Origin of the sequence: Flavobacterium cellulosilyticum (assembly GCF_004349355.1) — a bacterium.
In the GTDB taxonomy this organism is placed as follows: Bacteria; Bacteroidota; Bacteroidia; order Flavobacteriales; family Flavobacteriaceae; genus Flavobacterium; species Flavobacterium cellulosilyticum.
Genome location: NZ_SMFK01000001.1, coordinates 340,821 through 358,567 on the forward strand (window position 1 = coordinate 340,821; position 17,747 = coordinate 358,567).

Sequence of the window (17,747 nt, forward strand, 5' to 3'; positions counted from 1 at the left end):
ATATTAATTAATTTTTCTGATTTATAAAACTACTTCATAATCTGCTGTTGTTAATGCGCCTGTGCATCTTGAGTCACGTTTTGTTACATACCAGGATAGAAGCATTAGCACGTAACCAATTATTGCCAAAACAATAGAAAATGGTGAAGGAGTTCCAATTGTTGTAAAGTAATTTTTTACATTATGTAGAGTTGGTGTGCTTGGAATAAAATCTGGGTAATCTTCTTCACCGCGAGCTTTCTCTTTAGAAAAACTTACAAGTTTATTTAGGCTACTCGTTGTGTTTGTTCCTATATTGTTAATTACATCAACCAAGCTTATAGGTTCCCAATTATTAATACTGACTTTTGCCTTTGCTAAGTAAGTAGAGTCAATAGTTTTAATATTATTAAAGGTTTGAGGAAGCAATATATTATTTATTTTATCGAGTTGAGTATTTTTTTGTATTTCAAGAGAAACAGTGCCATTTATATCCATCCCAAATTTATTTAATTCTCTTTGTTGACCGTTTTTATTAAGTATTGCAGCGCTTAGCTTATTTTCGTAAATATTAACTCTTGTTTCGACATATGCTTTATAATCAGGATACATTTTCTCGACCTCAGATATGTTGCCAATAAGTTTACGTTTAATTTCACTTTCTTTCGCACTAACCACAAAATAATGAGAAAAATATGAATAAGTAGAATAAGCTGTTATACTTGTGAAAAAAAACAATAAAACAATCTCCCATATTAAACATTTTTTGCAATTACGTTTTGTTTGTTTTAATTTTTTTGCACCAAGCGATGTTCCAATCAATAACAAGATTATAACTGCAGCTGAAATGATACTTTTTTCTTTATCACCCATAGTGCGGAAGTTTTCACCTAGAAAACAATAATATCCAAATGTAATGGCGGTTAATATGTTAATTACAACTGCTAATGAAAATTTTAATCGTTTCAAATTCATAATTATTTAATATTTTATTTATACTTTTTTTAGCTATTGTTTCCAATGACTTTTAATTCCCTGTCTATTCTATCTAATTCTTGCTGTAAACTTTCTCGCTTTTTCAAAAGAGAATTTCTTCTTTCGCTATCGGCTGGTGTATTCGGTCTGTTGGAAGGGTTTTGAATCGTACTTCCATTCCCTACTGTAAAGGAACATATATGTAAAGTTTTGTCTTCTTTTGTTATGTTCCCTTTATAATTTTCTGTTTTTCCACCATATTTTACAGTAATGGTATAGGGTGTTTTATTTATGTTTGGTTCTTGCTTTTTATAATAGCGAAGATAAACGTTGTAGGTGCCATTAGGAGCTCCGTTATTGGGCCAAAATATATTTTCAATTGGCTTTTTACTGTCAGGATACTCTACATTCATATCTATTTCAAGTTGCCCGCCACTAGAAATACTTTTATTTTTGAACCAAACTGCTTCACCTTTAGGGTCAGTACAATACAAGTCCAAATCATTGTAATTATTCCAATTTAAAAGTATTTGTACATCTCCAGTTGAAGGTTTTGGCGTACAATCTATCACATTACCCGACTTCACCATTTGCAAGGCTTTATCTAACTGGATCAACTTCCCTATATTACCTTGAGTAGGTAATCCTGTGTTTTGTAAAATGCAAATAATTTGCTTGGTCGTTAGGGTGCTTTTAAGACTTTTCATCAGGGCAATTGCCCCAGAAATGATTGGAGCAGCCATACTTGTTCCGTCCATTGTTTGATAACTATTAGAGCCAACGGTACTGTATATGCCAACACCTGGTGCAGAAATCTTGGAATAAGAGCCATAATTACTAAAATTGGCTTTGGTACTATTCTGGCTATTTTTATCTACTGCTGAAACGGTAACAAATAGTTCAGGACGTTGCAATGCTTCTATGCCAGCCAAGACATTATCGTTTCCGGCAGCCACAACTAGTGTGGAATTATGATTTGCTGCAATTCTCATTATTTCGCGCCACAACCGTTCTTCTTCTTTGAAATGATTTTGAATCAAATCTCTTTGTTTACTTTCTGGAATTTGTGAAAGACCACTGAATTGACTGCCTAATGAAACGTTTATCACATCTGCTCCTTGGTATAAGGCATATAATATACCATCCAATACAGAGGTGGTTGTCATCATACCCTTTTCATTAGCAACCTGAATGGGCATAAACTTACAGTTTGAAGCTATTCCACATATTCCTTGTTCGTTATTAGCGATTGCTAATGCTGTTCCAGCAACGTGTGTTCCGTGGTCTATCTGCTGTGGATAAATCTCATCTGAATGTTTCCATACATTATATGGTTGCACCACTTTAGTTCTTAATTCTGGATGTTTTATATTGAAACCATTATCAACAATAGCAATGGTGATTTTGTCTGAGCCACGAGATATATCCCAAGCTTTAGGTGCATTTATTTTTCGGAGATACCAGTTTTTATTATTATCTTTAAAAGCAGGATCGTTAGGAGTATATGCTCCTTCTAACAAAGCTTCGTCAAAGACAAAGAGATTGTAAGCGGGTTTAAATTTATCCGGAATTTCCTGTTTCAACTGCTCTCGTTTTTCCGAAGGAATTTCGATTTGCAATCGCTTTACTACATTGTCGTAATAAACTACTTTATATTTCGCATCCGGATATTTTGCTTTGAAATCTTTGGCAAAATCCATAATAGATTTGTCTTCATTTTCCATCAGGATATTCAAACGGTTCCCTATAATAGCTGGATTTCCGGGGATTATCTCTGGATTATCTTCTATTGGAGGCATTACACCTTGTTGCGGAGGTAATATATCTTCATAAGCTGGCGGTGTTGGTTCAGGTGTGTAAGGATCGTGAGGATTATAAATTCCTCCTCCATCACCAACACGAGGGTCTTTCTTAACCCAAGTAGAATCATTATCGCTGAGAGCAGCACCACCAGTTAAGTGATGACCGTTACAATTTCTGAATAACCACCCAAAGAACAATAGTAAAAGAAGTAATAGCAGTAACCATAGCAACCATTTTAAACATCCATTTCCTGTAAATAAAGCTTTTAACCAATTCCAAAAACGAATATACCAAGGTAATTTTGGAACTTCAACTGGGGTTTCAACAAGAGGAACAACTGGTGGAATTACTGATTTAGGTTTATATAATGCTGTAAATTCCTTGTTGGTTGTAACCTCATATCCATCAGGTTTTTCGTCCCAACGGTCAAATTCATATCCTTCAAGTGGTTCAACCTCTGGAATATCCTCTTCTGAAAGCAATTCGTTTGGTTGTTTGGTAACAAAATTGTTCCCATTCAGATTTCCATTATTGCCTTCATTGAAAGTTATGGTAAATGGGGATTGCGGTAAGGGAATAGCTTCCTTCTTTGTCTTTACAGCTAGATTTTTGCAAATCTCACTAATGTCTGCTCTTATATTATCACGTAATTGCATTCCCCAAACCCCTAAAACTACTATTTCGTCATAGCAATAGATAAAGCGGTTATCCACATACTTAATCGCATATTCAAGAAACTTCGATTCATCATTTTTTCCTGAATCTCGAAGAGTGTCTATTACGGTATTGTAATAAGCAAGTGTCTTATCTTTTATGATTGTATACTTTGTCAAATCATCACCTTGCAACTCCGACAGTAGTTGTGGCGTTTCATTATATTTTGTACCGTAAAAGACAATTGAATTACCTTCTTGAACAGGATGTGCTAAGAACCCCCGATATTTAGCTTCAATGTACTTATTTATTATACTAGGTTCTGCCAATATATAACGTCGAAACAACGTTTGACCATCAATGCCTTGTATAGCTTTGAAATATTTTAAATCGGTACTTAGCAATTGTTTCTTGCCTATTACTGTAGCCATAATTTTTAGTAATTTATGGTTTCAGATTCTTTAATAATGCTACCTAATTTTTCATTAGCAACTATATCATAATTTGGAATATCGCAAACAGATACGAAGCCTATTTTTAAACGATTGTACCACGATAGATAATTGTGATAACTTGGTAACGATTTCATTTCTTCTGGCTTGGATTGAATAATATCAGTCCAATTTTCTATTTTTTCAAACAATTCGGAAACTGATTTCTCTTTCGGATTAGTATGTTGGTCTAAAACTAATCCCAAATTATTATTCTCGTTTGCTTGACGTAAATCGCTGATTTCCGATTCGTCAAAATATTCAAAACCTACCGTATTGATACATTTATTCAAAAGTTCTGCACTTATGTCGGCAATAATTTCATAAGGAAAATCAGTTTTATTGTAACCATCAATATAGCGACGTATTTTTTCAGCAATTAGTTTGGCAAGACCTAATTTTTCAAACAGTTTTTGGAACAGTTCTGTCATATCCTGTAGTGCTGACGAACCTTCAGAAGCTAAAATTTGCTGGATTGTATTTTTATTATTAAGAGCTACATAGGCAATCCAATGTTCAAGTAATACCTCAGCTAACTGTTGCGCATTGTTTTTAATGAGATTGGAATTACTATGTATAAGTTCTTCTAAATCAATCTGTTTTAATTCGAGTTCGGTGCGAAAATATTCTTTTTGTTCTTCCGAAGTCTTCTCATAATGGGTACACAAACGTTCAAAATAAGCGTCAACAGTATCATTTTCAACAACTGGTATTCTTTGTCTATAAGTACTGTAAATGTTCATATTGATTACGTCTCTGTGTTCAATATCATCAATTTTTTTACGATAAAGTTCAAGTACAGCACCTTCGTCAATCATCAATTCCTTCATCAACTGTCCATAAAGTTTAATGCCATCCCCTCTGAAAGCAGTATCTAACTTGAACTGAATATCTCCAGCTATTGATTTAGCCTTTTGCAATTCCTTGTCTTTGTCATTGCTGTGGAAATGTTTCAGGAGTTCTGCACAAATAGTTTGAGAAATTTCATTGAGCTCAGTTTGTGTTTTTTCCAGTCTTGCCGAATTTATATTATTAGCGGCAATGGTGAGTTTTTCAATAATCAATTTTGTTCCGTCTTCGTTAATGCTTGCCGCTCTATCCCAAGATTCTGATGGATTTTCAAAATGGCGCTTTACAAAATCGAAGTCAATAAACGATCTCTTTAAGTCTTCTCTAAAATTAGGATAATCATTGTGGATCTTCTCTTCCTTTTCTTCTTTATATTGATTGAACCCTATATAAATTTGACTGTTAAATTCTGAGGATTTATCAAAATCTCGTAAAAGGAAGATGTTTTGGAAATTAGGATTGGATTTAGTCCAATCAATTAGCCAAGGGTAGGTATCTATTTTAAAAATTTCCTTCTCGAGTGTTTTTGAAAACCGTTGATTCCATCTTTCATTTAAAGACTGAATCTTACCTTGCTTATCATCATTATTGTCAAATTCCATATCTTTATTAAACCAAGTAGAAATTACAAATAATGGAGATACAGGTGATTTAAAGTTTTCACGTTCCGCAGAAGTTTTACCAATCATATTTCCAATCCAACTATTCAATTTTTCTGGCATAACACTCTGCCCTGATTGAGAATGTTTTTGGCAAAACAATAGTGTATTGATTCGCTCATAGCTTGAATATTTATTAAATAAATAATCAACTCTTCCTCTTCGTAACAAAGTAGTTAACGAAAGGTCAGTTATTTTATCTTCACTAGTATTTTCTGAACGGCGAAGCCCGGGAAAATCCAATAAATCTGTTTGAGCAAGAAACGGTTTATTCGTTTTTATTGTTTCGGGTAATACAAAAATGAGTTCTGCGGTTAATGCACATAAATAGGGTTTTGAAAATTCAGTCATTTGTTCATTACCATCTCTATCTTTGTAAAAAACATTAGATTTTGCAGAATACTCTGTCTCTTGTCCTTTAAAGGAATCGTAGATTTCATCAAGACGACTAACATCAAGTAAAGTTCCTTTACTTCTCAAAACAGCATCAATTGGAAGATAAATTGTATCTGCAAAATTCAATTGCTTGTACTGTTTTATTAAATCATCAAACAGTTTTGTTAGTTGAGGATTAAAATTCCAAAATAAAGAAAAGACATCTTTCCATTCATCAGGAGATATTTTAGTAACTAAAACAGATATTTTTTCGAAAAAGTTAGCATCTTTTATGTTGTTATAAACCAATTTTGAGAAATTGTTATTGAAATAATCTTCAATATCTAAAATATCATCCTCAATGATTAAGTTTTGACAGTCCTGTTTATTCTTATAAATACTTTCAAATGAACTTATTTTTTCTTTAAGTTCTTCGAAACTTAAAGGCTTATTCACTTTTAAATTGTTGTAATAAGCCTCACATATTACCAAAATTATATCCGTTGGTGAGAGTAATTTTGCTATAATAGGAAAATCTGGATTAATCCATTTGTATTTAGTAGAAAATCTTGTAACAACTGAAGTTGATTCCATTTCATTGCCTCTAGGATTGATTTGATTTTTGAAGTCAAATTCATTGCCTAAACCGTCAAGAACCATAAATGGTTTACCCGCTTCTGATAACAATGCGCTGACAAGATATGATTTGCCTGCTTGACTTTCTCCATACATAGCTGCTGCTGGATTTCCTTCTAAAGCGAATTTCTTTTTATTCAACTTACGACGGCAATCTACCATATTTCGGTAAGCATTTTTCTGCTTTTCTCCATCCAACGAATTTTTAATCCAAGCGTTAGATTTTTTTATTAGTTCGAGTTGAGTTTGTATCTTTTGTTCCATTATTTTGTCTCCTTAACTTAATTGTGTGCAGTATTAATATTCAATGAAAAAATCCCGGAATCAAGCCAGAAATTTTCAACTTCACTCATACTTTGAACCTGTAAAGTGAAAAAATTCGTGGGTTTAGAATTACCATCTTTATCTAAAACTTCTTCAAGACGTAATAATTCTATGTCTTCATTTATATCTCGAACTATAGTTATTTTTAGAGGCATACTCTTTAGAATCTTTGCCTTTTCATCGTCAATTCCAGTTTGAACTGCATTTCTATCGTTCTCGTTTTCTAATCTCCCTTTAATGCGGTCTTCAAGTTTAAATTCATCGAAATCAAAGATGTAAAATGGTCGCGAAGGGTATGAGGAAATATCTAATTGCCGGACACCAATTCTTAATGGCAAAGTGGAAATTTCTATTGTTGCTCTATTGTTATCAGGAGAAATAATAGTTTCATAAAATTCAAATTGTTCATTGAGTTTACCAAAGAAATTGGTTTTAGGAAGCAATTTTTCTTTCAGCTCCTTCAGGTTTAACGAAAAGCCATTCAAACCTCCATTTTCGGCAAGATATCCTATCATAGCACCCGTAGTGATAATTGATTTAGGATTTATAAATTTTCCATTCCCATCAATAAATTTATAGCGTTTATCTTGGGGATACCAACGACCAACTCTATAGTCGTTCATCGATTTCAGACGATTAGGGGAAATTGCATAATACTTCAAAAACAAATCAGTTAATGGCTTAAGCGATGTTGGTCGCCCCGAAAGCAGTACAATGTCACAATCATAATAGGAAAACAGTGCAGAAATTTTACCTATTAATGAATCAAAAGTCTTTTCTATAATAGCTGAAATAACTTTTCTTTCAAATTGCCATTGTAACGATTCTAATTCAAAACCAAAATGTTGTTTGAAATGATTCAGTACATTTTGTGTTGGTAGATTATTGCCAAAAATTTCATTGAACGACAAGATTTTACTTTCCAAATTATTTTGGTTTATCAATTCAAGATAATAAGATACAATAGGAACAGAAACCTGTAAATTAAAATCAGCACGCAATTGTTTATTGCGAAACGACATTCCAGTGTTGCCTCCAAAAAAATCGTTGTTTTTCTCAATAATTACGTTAGGCAATATATTTAATGATTTCATTTTCTTTTCTATTGGCGAATATTTACCTTCAACAATAAGTTGGTGGATAAGTTCTTTAAGTAAATCATCGCCAGCCTTATAAAAACTTTCCCAAAATAATGGAATTGGTGTTAAATTACATTGTTTTGCAGTGTCATCGTATTTATAAGAAGCAATCATTACATCCGTTGTTCCTGCACCAATATCTACTGATCCAATTGTGAGTGTTTTTTTATTATAATCTCCCAAATCCTTCCTTAATTTTCCATAGAAATCAAAATAATCTTTTACATTATTTAGATAACGTTCGCTAATTTCTGCATACAGAAAAACAAATTGCGCAGCAGTAGCTTCATCGTAAATCCATTCGGTTGGTACATCTGATGCCAAATGTTTTTTTGCTGAAGGAATTACTTTAATATCTGCACGGGCTTGTTTTTCATCAATTTCAGAATGATATGTATCCCCGTAGAAACGGTCAAGCATAATAGCTGCATCTTCAGCGCATTTACGCAAGGCAGTCTGCTCAACACGCGACATTGCAGTTGGGCAGGTGACAATTATTCTACCTATTTTTCGGGGAAGAGATTCATTACCCCAATGACTGCGTTGCTCAAAACTATTGATTTGCATATTTGCTTGTGCTACTATTTCCAGAAAAGCAAAAGTCATTAAAGCTTTTCGAGAATAATGCATTACAATACCACCGTTGCCTTCAGTATTTAAGGAACCATCTGAATTTAATTGTTCAGATATACCTTTAATGTAAATTGGTTTAGCTCTTTCGCCATCAAACTGCACAAAATCCCATTCCTGTTTCTGAGGTTTCGTATCCCATAAAAAACGTTTAGGGCTTGAAAAAGTACTTGTTTTTTCCGCACCAGTATTCATATTGACTGACTTATGTACGAGTTGATTTGCTTCTTTACCTAAACGAATCATACTAGGAAATACAAACTGCTGGCTATTTTCCAGTCCTAAATTACCTCCAAAATCAGCTTCACGGAAAGCCAATCGCATATCAAAAGATTCATTGCATTTGTTGAGTTTATTATTTGAGACTGGTTCGGTAAAATCTTGTAATTCTAGCGGGCTTGTTTTTGTAAAATCACTATTGTCAAATAATACGGCACAAGTGCGTGAATTACCTATATCTACCACCAAATCGACATTGCCATAAGCTACGTTTTTATTGGAAAACAAAGTGATTTTTGGTAAATTATTGAGTTGTTGAATATATCTGATTAAATATATGTATTGTGCCAGATAATCTAATTTTGGTTTTTGACCTCGAAAATCATTTATGTTTTCAACATTGTGAAAGTGCTTGAGTAAAAATTTATCTACCCAATCGCAGTTAAATGCTTCCGAACAATAGCCAACTAATTTGTACTCATTATTACATAAAGCATACTCTTTGGATGAGTCGTAATTACTAGTAAATACTGGAGTTTCATTCAAATCTTCCTCTTCAAATCCATCTTTTTCAAATGCACTTCTTGTATCGAAAGCCAGCAAAAGATTGTACTTTTTTAATTTTCCGGTTGATTCAACTGGTATTAGTTTGCACCGACACCAATTATTTGGGCCAGATTCTGACTTGTTGCCGTTAAGTAAAAAAAATGGTAAAGGCAACCAAGTGTTTTCAAATTTTTCCCAGTTTACCCTGCTGATGGATACCTGAAAACAACCTGAGTCTTTATCGTCATTTGTATCAATTGGAATTGGGCTTTTGCCTTCTGTAATAAAATCATCCTTTATATTTTCCCAGCTTTCGGTTACTTTTCCGTTCATTGCATAACCGAGTTCCGACAAGTCAGCTTTTTTTACCCATACTTCTTGGTCTGAAAATAAATGAGCTATTTCCAATTTTAATTGATTATCTTCAATATCGAACCATTCGTGAAAGTACATCTTAAAATTATCATTTGTGTCAATTTCGATTGGGAACGTCAAATATTGAATACCAGAATTAGCTATCAAATTCATATTTATTATTTTAAAGTAAAGTAATGGTGTAGGTTGTTTCTAGAAAAATCCAAATTTATTCTGAATCAAATTTATGATATTGAATACTTGAATTACAGATAAGTGAGATTCTTTTCATTAAACTTAAATTTATTGATAACTATAAAAACGTAAATTTAACATTTTCTTATAAATAACCTATTCAAATTTTAAACTGGCTATTTTTTTACAAAACTAACGATATTAAAAATATTCATTTTACGGGTTTCCACATTTGATAAAAAAATTTAATCACTTTGAATTCTGTGTGTCTATTACCATTTGAAGATCGTATAAGTAAATCATATCCGTATTGTTATCCGGCATTTGTGCCAGATGAATTAAATTGATATTTTGGCACAATGATTTTTCTCCTAAGAGATCTTGAAGAATGATAAAAACGGCTTGTTTTAATGTTTTGGTGTTACACTGTAAAGTATAGTTTTTCAGGAAAATTATAATATCCCATTTTTTAGTGTTTTCATCGAAATCTAAAGATTTAAACTTTAATTCACTGATTTTTAATGTTATTTCTTGGAACACGTAAGGAGTGTCTAGTCCAGCAATTATTTCATTTATTCGTTCGGTTGGCTGGATGAAAGCGGTGAATTTCCAGCTCTTCAATTGTGGTGCATTATCGACCAAAGTAATTACCTGTTTAAAGTATTTCGGGTTGCCGTTGGCGGTTATTATGAGTTCGGTTTTGCCAATGTCATTTTTTGGAAAGACAATTATAAAGTCAATTTCTCTGCAATAGTAGTTGAGGTTTTTGTTTATCCAAAAGCTTATGTTTTTTTGATTTTTAGGGGTTTCGTTTATAAGGTTTTTGATGGTTTGATTGTTGTCTTGGAACCAGTTCCAGAAGGTGTTGATTTTTTTCATTTGTTTTTTGTTTCAGGTTTAAAGTTTCAGGTTGCTTCTAGATACAATTTTTAAGTGAAAAACTTAAAAATCACTCGAAGTGACGAACTTGTTTCGTTCCTCACAATGACCCTTCGCCAAGCTCAGGGCAGGCAATTATCGTTTGTCTTTTGATGATGAGGTAAAGGCAATGAGGTTGAACATGTTTCTCATTCTCGAACGAACCCGGTTTCCGTATAGATCTTCGAGTTCGGAGGCAGATAGGTTTGTGGTGATGTGAGTAAAAGTGTTGTTATCCACAAACTGGTCGTAACGGCTGAGGATGATTTCGGCCATTACGTTACAATCGTTTCCGAAGTGTTTGATTTGTTTTTCACTTCCTAAGTCGTCAAAACAATAAGGATTTAGTCGCTTTTGCAAAGGAGACTTATTGGTGTATGGATTTAAACTTTCATAGCCATTGGCTCCAAATTCAAAGGCAATTTCCCGACAGGGTTTTATTTTAAATTCATATCCTTTACGGGAAAATAAATTACATAGATTCATCAATGTCGTTTTTCCGCAACCAACTGGACCAGAAATCAAAAGTCCTTTATTGAGATTGAGGTTTAGTTTTTTGGCATTTTCTTCATCTCTAATGCAATAAATTATCAATTTGTATATAATTTCCATGTCTTCCGGAAAAGTCCTGAAATTGACTCCGTAAAGCAATTGTCCTTGTGCTTCCAGAAATTGCACGCATTTCTTGAAATCATAGATTTTTACGTTTTTTTGTATTTGAAATGTTGACCGGATATCGTTACAATGGTTCTGCATAGTTTTTGTGAATTGTGGTTTGAAGATTGCCTGGCGTTGGGGTGCTGTTGTTTTGCATTTGTTTTGTTATGGGATTGAACTTTTGTGCATTGAGAATCCAATTACGCGCTGCCGCTTTCCAGTCTTTCATTTTCGATTTCCCTCCCACTAACCAACCGTTGCTTTGAAAATGATTGAAGAATTTTTCGGCTTCGATCTCGGAATTATTTTGCTCTTTGAAAAAAACTAAAACATCATTCCAATCTGGCGGGATTGTGTCTTTCGGGATTGTGTCTTTTTTTTCGCGCAACTTTTTTTTATTTTCTCCTTTTGGAATTAATTCTAATTCCTCCGTTTTTAAATTTTGTGTTTGTTCTCCCAAGTTTAAAATGTTTATACTGTTTGTATTGTTTATACTGTTTATAGAAGATACCAGCGCATGTTCAGTGCCTGTATCACTACTTGTCTGTTGCTTGTTTAGTGCTTGTTCAATCGTTTGTTCATTTTTTAACCCTTTGCGGTCTTTTTTTTGAACTGGTTTTAAGTCATCTGAAAAATTGATGAGGTGTACCAAACTACCTCGAAATGGATTGTAGGACGGCTCATATTTCAAATATCCTTTGTCGTGCATTTCCCTCATGCATTTATGGTAGGTTGCTTTAGAACATATTTTACTGATTCGCATTACCTCATCGCGGGTAATGCTAATTGGATTCTGAAATCGGTTGAGGTTCCAAAACTGGAAAATGGAAATATACAGACTGATATGTGTAGGATTGAGAGAGTTGTCCAGGACAACTTTATCAAAAAATCCCGTGAGGTGTTTGATGTAGTTCATTTTTGAGAAGTATTAAGATTAGAGTATTAAGAATTAAGATCCATAGTCTGGATTATGGGTTGAGTACTTTTAAGATGTCCTCATACTTGTAATAAATAATGCTGCCAATTTTGGTGAAGTGTAGGGTTCCGTTGATACGTAGATTCTGTAATGTACCGGGAGAGATTTTTAGCAGTTTTCGGACTTCGGATGATTTTAACCATTGAGCTGGCTGTTCTTGTTTACCGACTATTTCTTTGATTTCTGCAAGCATCACATTGCTAAAATTTAGGAGGTCTCTTTTCGTGATGGGTTGATGATTGAGTAGTTCTAAATTGTCTACTCCAGGGAATAATTTTTTGGGATGTAAGTTCATAATCAAAATCGTTTAATTGTTATGAGACAAATTAATTTCATTTGTTTGACATTTAAACCCAAGGTGAACCCAAGTTGGGTGTTATTTTGCCTCAAATTGCATTAAATCCCTTTGTTTATACGGGTATTTTTTTTTCAAAACATGAAAAACTCCGTTTTGGCAAAATTGGCAAATTGGACTGTTTTAGGTCAAAAATGGCGTTTTTGGGGTAAAAACCCAATACAACCCAAGGTTGGGTAATAAATTCTTACAAAATCAATGTTTGACCAAAAAAAAACCTAGCAATTGCTAGGTTTAATCAAATTCATCGTTGATATTTTCATCTAAATTTTCAGAAAGTCCGTTTAGAAACTTACCTTTTGGATCGGGTCTGTTTTTAATGTCGGTAAAGCATCGATAGATGCTATTGTCTAATTGTATATTGAACGCTCTACTAAACTCCTCTGCAATTTCTTTAATCCCGGTGTTCCCACCGTTAAACATTTTTTGGTAGTAGAGCGAATAAATCAACTCTACCATTTCAATTTTGGTACCCGTCCAAGTGAGTTTTGATTTTACGACAGGATGTTTTGTATTGCAGCTGTTCTTGATTTGCTCAATTTTTTCTTCCAAGTAAATTTCTAAAATATCATTTGCAATGATACTGGCCAATTTCAAATCATGGGAAGTACACAGTTTTTTATCGAAATTTATTAAAATTATATCCGAGTTGATTATCTCTTTATCTGAGTTTCTAATAAAATATAAATGATCATTGTAACTACTGCCAGAACGGAAGTATTTGTAAAACTCCTTGTCTTTTTTGGAAAATTGATAACAAATATCAAGTGCTTTTTCGTAATGCTTTATTTTAAGTTTTTTGCTATTGGAAGGGGATTTCAACTCGATTTCCAATATCTTCTTATATAAAATATACTTTGAGGTAATCTTAATTTTTAATTCTTTAAAAAAGTGTATCTCATCTTCAACAGAATTGAATATATACTTTTTCAACCATTTGAAAAGCTCTTTAAGTTTTATTTGAATATACTGAAGTACTAGTTTTGCCTGACTAATAGGATCGATGGTTGCCTTTTTAATTTTTTCAATTTCCAATTCAAATTCACAAAAGAAAGCCGAGCAATATATTTGCATAGATGAGTTTTAGTTTACAAAATATCAAACTAAAGTATGCTATTATTACAAAGTTAAATCTTACGTAAAAGTTAATTATTTTAAAATGACTTGCCAAATTTTTATTAATGTCTTGATTTAATTGGTCTTGTCAAGCTTCATTTGATTCGTGTTTTTAAACTTTTCTTTTAGTATCATCATATCATTGCTAATTTTTTTGTCTAAAATCTTAGCATAGTGTTGGGTTGTTTTTAAGTTGGTGTGCCCTAACATTTTACTTACGGTTTCAATTGGCACACCATTGGAAAGTGTTACGGTCGTCGCAAAAGTATGTCGAGCAATGTGAAACGTTAATTCCTTATTGATTTCACACAAATCAGCAATTTCTTTTAAGTACGCGTTCATTTTTTGATTGCTCAAGATAGGTAAGAGACGATTTTCATTAATACAGGTTGGATGATTTTTGTATTTATCGACAATTTCCATTGCCATGGGTAACAACGGAATTTTGGAAGTGGTATCCGTTTTTTGACGGTTCTTAAAAATCCATTTGTCACCATCTATACCCAAACTAATATGGTTTTTTGTTAGCTGTTTTACGTCAACATACGCCAACCCGGTAAAGCAGCTGAAAATAAAAATATCACGAACCATCGCTATTCTTTCTATTCTGAAATCCTTATTGATAATGTTTTGAATTTCTTCTTCTGTCAAATATACCCTCTCCACTTCTTTGACTTTAGATTTGTAATTAAAAAATGGATCCTTGTTCAACCATCCATTGGCCAAACATTGGTTGACTATTTTGTGGAAGTTTTTGATGTATTTTACTGCCGTATTATTCGCGCAATTCCGGACGCTTCGCAAATAGAATTCGTATTCTGTAATGAAGGCATGATCTATTTTGGAAATTTCGATATCAGACACGTTGTATTTCCATTGCAGAAAATCTTTAGTGTGACTGAGGGAGGTTTTGTATCGTTCTAGTGTGCCAGGTGCATATTCGATCCCAACAAGTTCTTCCATTTTTCGGTTGTGTTCTACAAATATAGGAATGAGCATTCGTCCACGTTCTTGGATTCCGAGAAGTTTATTTTTGAAGACTTCAATTGTTAGAATTTCATTTTGGTGTATCAATTCCATTTGGATGTTGAATATTTTCGCTTTCAGCAAATTTAGATATTCATTTAATGAACGAGCATCTTCTGAATTGCCCTTCATTTTAGACATTTCTGGAGACCATTTACTGGAATCAATAAATTTTTTGGTGCTGAACTCCATTCTCTTTCCGTCAACAGTTAATCTTACATAGATTGGTAATTGACCCGCTGCATTAGGTTTTGTGCTCTTCGCATAAAAGTGCAAGGTGATTTTTGTTTTCATAGTTGGTAACCTTTTAATTAGTATTCAATTTAAATTTCTAAGAGAAACCAAACAAGATGTTCAAAAGGAGAACGCATCAATAAACATGTTGCTGAACCCTTTGTTTACAAGACTTAAGGCGATTTAGCGAGACCCTAGATTTGAGATTTTCTAGGGTCTCGATTTTAACTCTTAAAAGATGAGATTTGATGACTAATTTGACTATGTAGTAAAAGTAAAAACCCCGTAAATCCTAAGATTTACGGGGTTTTGATACCATTTGTTTTTATACTGGCAGAGAGGATGGGATTCGAACCCACGATGCAGTTACCCACATACTAGCTTTCCAGGCTAGCTCCTTCAACCACTCGGACACCTCTCTATTTTATTGGTTTGCAAAGAACACGAAAAAAATTGATTTAATAAAATTATAAATCAATTTTTATGATAATTCTCCCCTTAATGAAGTTTCAAACATCGATTTAAAAATAGCTTGGGGAACATTTTGCCCTAATAGCCACATTAATTTAGTGATTGCAGCTTCGGTAGTGATGTCTTTACCAGAAATAATACCGATTTCTTTCATTTCGGAACTGGTTTCATATTTACCCATGATAACACTCCCAATGGAGCATTGCGTCACATTTACAACTTGAATTCCTCTAGCAACTGCCTTTTTTAAAAGTGCTAAAAACCAATCTTCTGTAGGTGCATTTCCAGCTCCATACGTTTCTAAAATAACTCCTTTGAGTTCAGGAATAGTAAAAATGGCCGCTAATACTGTTTCACTCATCCCCGGGAATATTTTGACAATGGCCACATTGTTTTCGAATTGTTTATGAATTTTTAAATTCTTTACTTCTCTCTTTGGTAAAAATAATTCGGGAAAAGTCTTCAAATTAACCCCCGATTCGATTAGCGTGGGATAATTAGGGGATATAAATGCATTGAAATTTTCGGAATTTATTTTTGTTGTTCTATTGCCTCGATATAATTTGTTCTCAAAATAGAGACATACTTCTGTTATTGCTGGGGAATTATCCATTTGCAAAGCAGCAATTTGAATAGCGGTAATTAGATTCTCTTTGGCATCCGTTCTTAAATCACCAATTGGCAATTGTGAGCCAGTAAAAACTACGGCTTTAGACAAATTTTCGAGCATAAAACTCAATGCTGAAGCCGAATATGACATCGTATCTGACCCATGTAAGACTACAAATCCATCAAATTGTACGTAATTATCGTCAATAATAGTTGCCATTTTTGTCCATTGCTCTGGACTCATATTCGAAGAATCAATCGGGGTTTCAAAAGAAATAGTTTCGATTGCACAATCCAATTGCTTTAATTCGGGTATTTTTTTAAGTAGCCTACTAAAATTAAATGCTTTCAAAGCACCAGTGTCAGAATCTTTCATCATACCTATGGTTCCACCAGTATAGATTAAAAGAATTTTGACTTTATTCGGCATTTCCGTATTTTAATTTATTGACCACTGGATTAGCATACATATCTAAAAAGCCTTGCTTAGCTACTTCATGCTCATGATCGATGCGCATTTCGAGTCTACGTTCAAATAGCAATTTTTCGTTTCCAGTGTACAAATGAGAATAAGTAGTGGAATTATTGACAATATCATAAGCGATATAATTTGTTGTCCACAATTTATAATTACTTAAAATAGAATTATCAATTACTTGTGCCAAAGCTTGTATTTGCTTGTTTGATGTGTCAAAATTAGATTTAATTTCATCGATTTCAGTATCGAGAACATCACCTATATGGATATGAATTCTTTTCTTTTGTCCAATTATTCCACTAAGTAAAGTCATGAAATCTTCATTTTTCTCTTTAATGTAAGTTTCATTATTTGCTTCGGCGATCAATTGAGGCATTTTTAATGCATCTGTTGGGTCATATTCATACGAAATTGAAACCGGAACGACTTTTATTTTCTTAAAATAATCCATTAAATTCGGTTCGTCAGATCCCATTCCAATCATTTTCAAAACCCCAGAATTGGTTTCATCATTACCATCTTTTGTGCGTCCTTCTCGTTGCGCAATCCAAACGGAACGGTTCTCATGCAATAACATTTGAGCCATATATTCTGCCAATAATTTAGAACTTAGCAGCATTTCTCTGGGAGTCAAACCGCGTTGCACCAAAAAATTCCTGTTTAGTTTAGCTAATATCTTTAAAAAAGGTTTCTTTACTAAATTATCTCCAATAGCAGAAGATGTCATATTTAAACCATGCTCAAACAAGCTGGCATTTAATAACGTAGTATCTAAAACAATATCTCTGTGATTTGAAATATAAAGATAAGCAGTGTTTTTTTCTAACTTTTCAAAACCAGAAGTAGTCAAGCCATCAGAACTTTTTCCTAAGACTTGCTTCACACCATAATAAATAAAGTTGCATTGAAAATCCCTTACGGAATACGTTTTTTTAAGCTGTGCTTTCCAAATTGCATCCTCTACCCCAGGAAAACAAAAACACATTAAAGCTTTCATCATTGGATGATCAATAACTTTTAAAATCCCTTCGTTTATCTCGGAATCATAAAAGGGACGAATAGCGTCAAATTTTTCCATT

Annotated in this window: 12 protein-coding genes and 1 tRNA gene; all 13 read right to left on the reverse strand. The window is 33.3% G+C overall.

Annotated features, from left to right (window positions below; genetic code table 11):
• Positions 1-21 precede the first annotated feature (21 nt).
• The 13 genes from E0F76_RS01315 to E0F76_RS01375 all read right to left on the reverse strand — a co-directional run bounded on the left by E0F76_RS01315 (position 22) and on the right by E0F76_RS01375 (position 17,746).
• On the reverse strand, positions 22-948 hold the full coding sequence (locus E0F76_RS01315; RefSeq protein WP_132000533.1) for a hypothetical protein: 927 nt from the start codon (positions 946-948) through the stop codon (positions 22-24).
• Positions 949-983: 35 nt separating this feature from the next.
• Positions 984-3,842, reverse strand: coding sequence for a S8 family serine peptidase (locus E0F76_RS01320; RefSeq protein WP_132000534.1), 2,859 nt, complete (start codon positions 3,840-3,842; stop codon positions 984-986).
• Positions 3,843-3,847: 5 nt separating this feature from the next.
• Positions 3,848-6,685, reverse strand: a complete 2,838-nt coding sequence (locus E0F76_RS01325) for a virulence factor SrfC family protein (RefSeq protein WP_132000535.1) — start codon at positions 6,683-6,685, stop codon at positions 3,848-3,850.
• Between the two features lie 17 nt (positions 6,686-6,702).
• Positions 6,703-9,807: a virulence factor SrfB gene (locus E0F76_RS01330; protein WP_132000536.1), complete on the reverse strand. Its 3,105-nt coding sequence runs from the start codon at positions 9,805-9,807 to the stop codon at positions 6,703-6,705.
• 270 nt (positions 9,808-10,077) lie between these two features.
• A complete protein-coding gene (locus E0F76_RS01335; RefSeq protein WP_132000537.1) occupies positions 10,078-10,707 on the reverse strand; it encodes a hypothetical protein in 630 nt (209 codons plus the stop codon).
• 135 nt (positions 10,708-10,842) lie between these two features.
• Positions 10,843-11,502 carry an ATP-binding protein gene (locus E0F76_RS01340; protein ID WP_132000538.1) on the reverse strand — a complete coding sequence of 220 codons (660 nt, stop codon included), beginning with the start codon at positions 11,500-11,502 and terminating at the stop codon, positions 10,843-10,845.
• The gene (locus tag E0F76_RS01345; protein ID WP_132000539.1) at positions 11,486-12,319 is read right to left on the reverse strand and encodes a transcriptional regulator; all 834 of its coding nucleotides are present in this window, start codon (positions 12,317-12,319) and stop codon (positions 11,486-11,488) included. The genes E0F76_RS01340 and E0F76_RS01345 overlap by 17 nt, the downstream gene beginning before the upstream one ends.
• Positions 12,320-12,371: 52 nt before the next feature.
• Positions 12,372-12,674 carry a helix-turn-helix domain-containing protein gene (locus E0F76_RS01350; protein ID WP_132000540.1) on the reverse strand — a complete coding sequence of 101 codons (303 nt, stop codon included), beginning with the start codon at positions 12,672-12,674 and terminating at the stop codon, positions 12,372-12,374.
• A gap of 294 nt (positions 12,675-12,968) precedes the next feature.
• Entirely contained in the window at positions 12,969-13,808 is an 840-nt protein-coding gene (locus E0F76_RS01355; protein ID WP_132000541.1) for an RteC domain-containing protein, read from the reverse strand.
• Positions 13,809-13,925: 117 nt separating this feature from the next.
• Complete coding sequence (locus E0F76_RS01360; RefSeq protein WP_132000542.1) at positions 13,926-15,170, reverse strand: site-specific integrase; 1,245 nt, start codon at positions 15,168-15,170, stop codon at positions 13,926-13,928.
• Positions 15,171-15,441: 271 nt separating this feature from the next.
• A tRNA-Ser gene (locus tag E0F76_RS01365) sits at positions 15,442-15,531 on the reverse strand.
• Between the two features lie 60 nt (positions 15,532-15,591).
• Entirely contained in the window at positions 15,592-16,620 is a 1,029-nt protein-coding gene (locus E0F76_RS01370) for an asparaginase (protein WP_132000543.1), read from the reverse strand.
• Positions 16,610-17,746 carry a 1-acyl-sn-glycerol-3-phosphate acyltransferase gene (locus tag E0F76_RS01375; protein ID WP_132000544.1) on the reverse strand — a complete coding sequence of 379 codons (1,137 nt, stop codon included), beginning with the start codon at positions 17,744-17,746 and terminating at the stop codon, positions 16,610-16,612. The genes E0F76_RS01370 and E0F76_RS01375 overlap by 11 nt, the downstream gene beginning before the upstream one ends.
• Position 17,747 lies beyond the last annotated feature (1 nt).

Bases quoted from the DNA above. Each gene is read 5' to 3' on its own strand.
- E0F76_RS01320 (WP_132000534.1), bottom strand. From the start codon at position 3,842: ATGGCTACAGTAATAGGCAAGAAACAATTGCTAAGTACCGATTTAAAA.
- E0F76_RS01350 (WP_132000540.1), bottom strand. From the start codon at position 12,674: ATGAACTTACATCCCAAAAAATTATTCCCTGGAGTAGACAATTTAGAA.
- E0F76_RS01375 (WP_132000544.1), bottom strand. From the start codon at position 17,746: ATGGAAAAATTTGACGCTATTCGTCCCTTTTATGATTCCGAGATAAAC.
- E0F76_RS01370 (WP_132000543.1), bottom strand. From the start codon at position 16,620: ATGCCGAATAAAGTCAAAATTCTTTTAATCTATACTGGTGGAACCATA.
- E0F76_RS01325 (WP_132000535.1), bottom strand. From the start codon at position 6,685: ATGGAACAAAAGATACAAACTCAACTCGAACTAATAAAAAAATCTAAC.
- E0F76_RS01330 (WP_132000536.1), bottom strand. From the start codon at position 9,807: ATGAATTTGATAGCTAATTCTGGTATTCAATATTTGACGTTCCCAATC.
- E0F76_RS01345 (WP_132000539.1), bottom strand. From the start codon at position 12,319: ATGAACTACATCAAACACCTCACGGGATTTTTTGATAAAGTTGTCCTG.
- E0F76_RS01340 (WP_132000538.1), bottom strand. From the start codon at position 11,502: ATGCAGAACCATTGTAACGATATCCGGTCAACATTTCAAATACAAAAA.
- E0F76_RS01335 (WP_132000537.1), bottom strand. From the start codon at position 10,707: ATGAAAAAAATCAACACCTTCTGGAACTGGTTCCAAGACAACAATCAA.
- E0F76_RS01360 (WP_132000542.1), bottom strand. From the start codon at position 15,170: ATGAAAACAAAAATCACCTTGCACTTTTATGCGAAGAGCACAAAACCT.
- E0F76_RS01355 (WP_132000541.1), bottom strand. From the start codon at position 13,808: ATGCAAATATATTGCTCGGCTTTCTTTTGTGAATTTGAATTGGAAATT.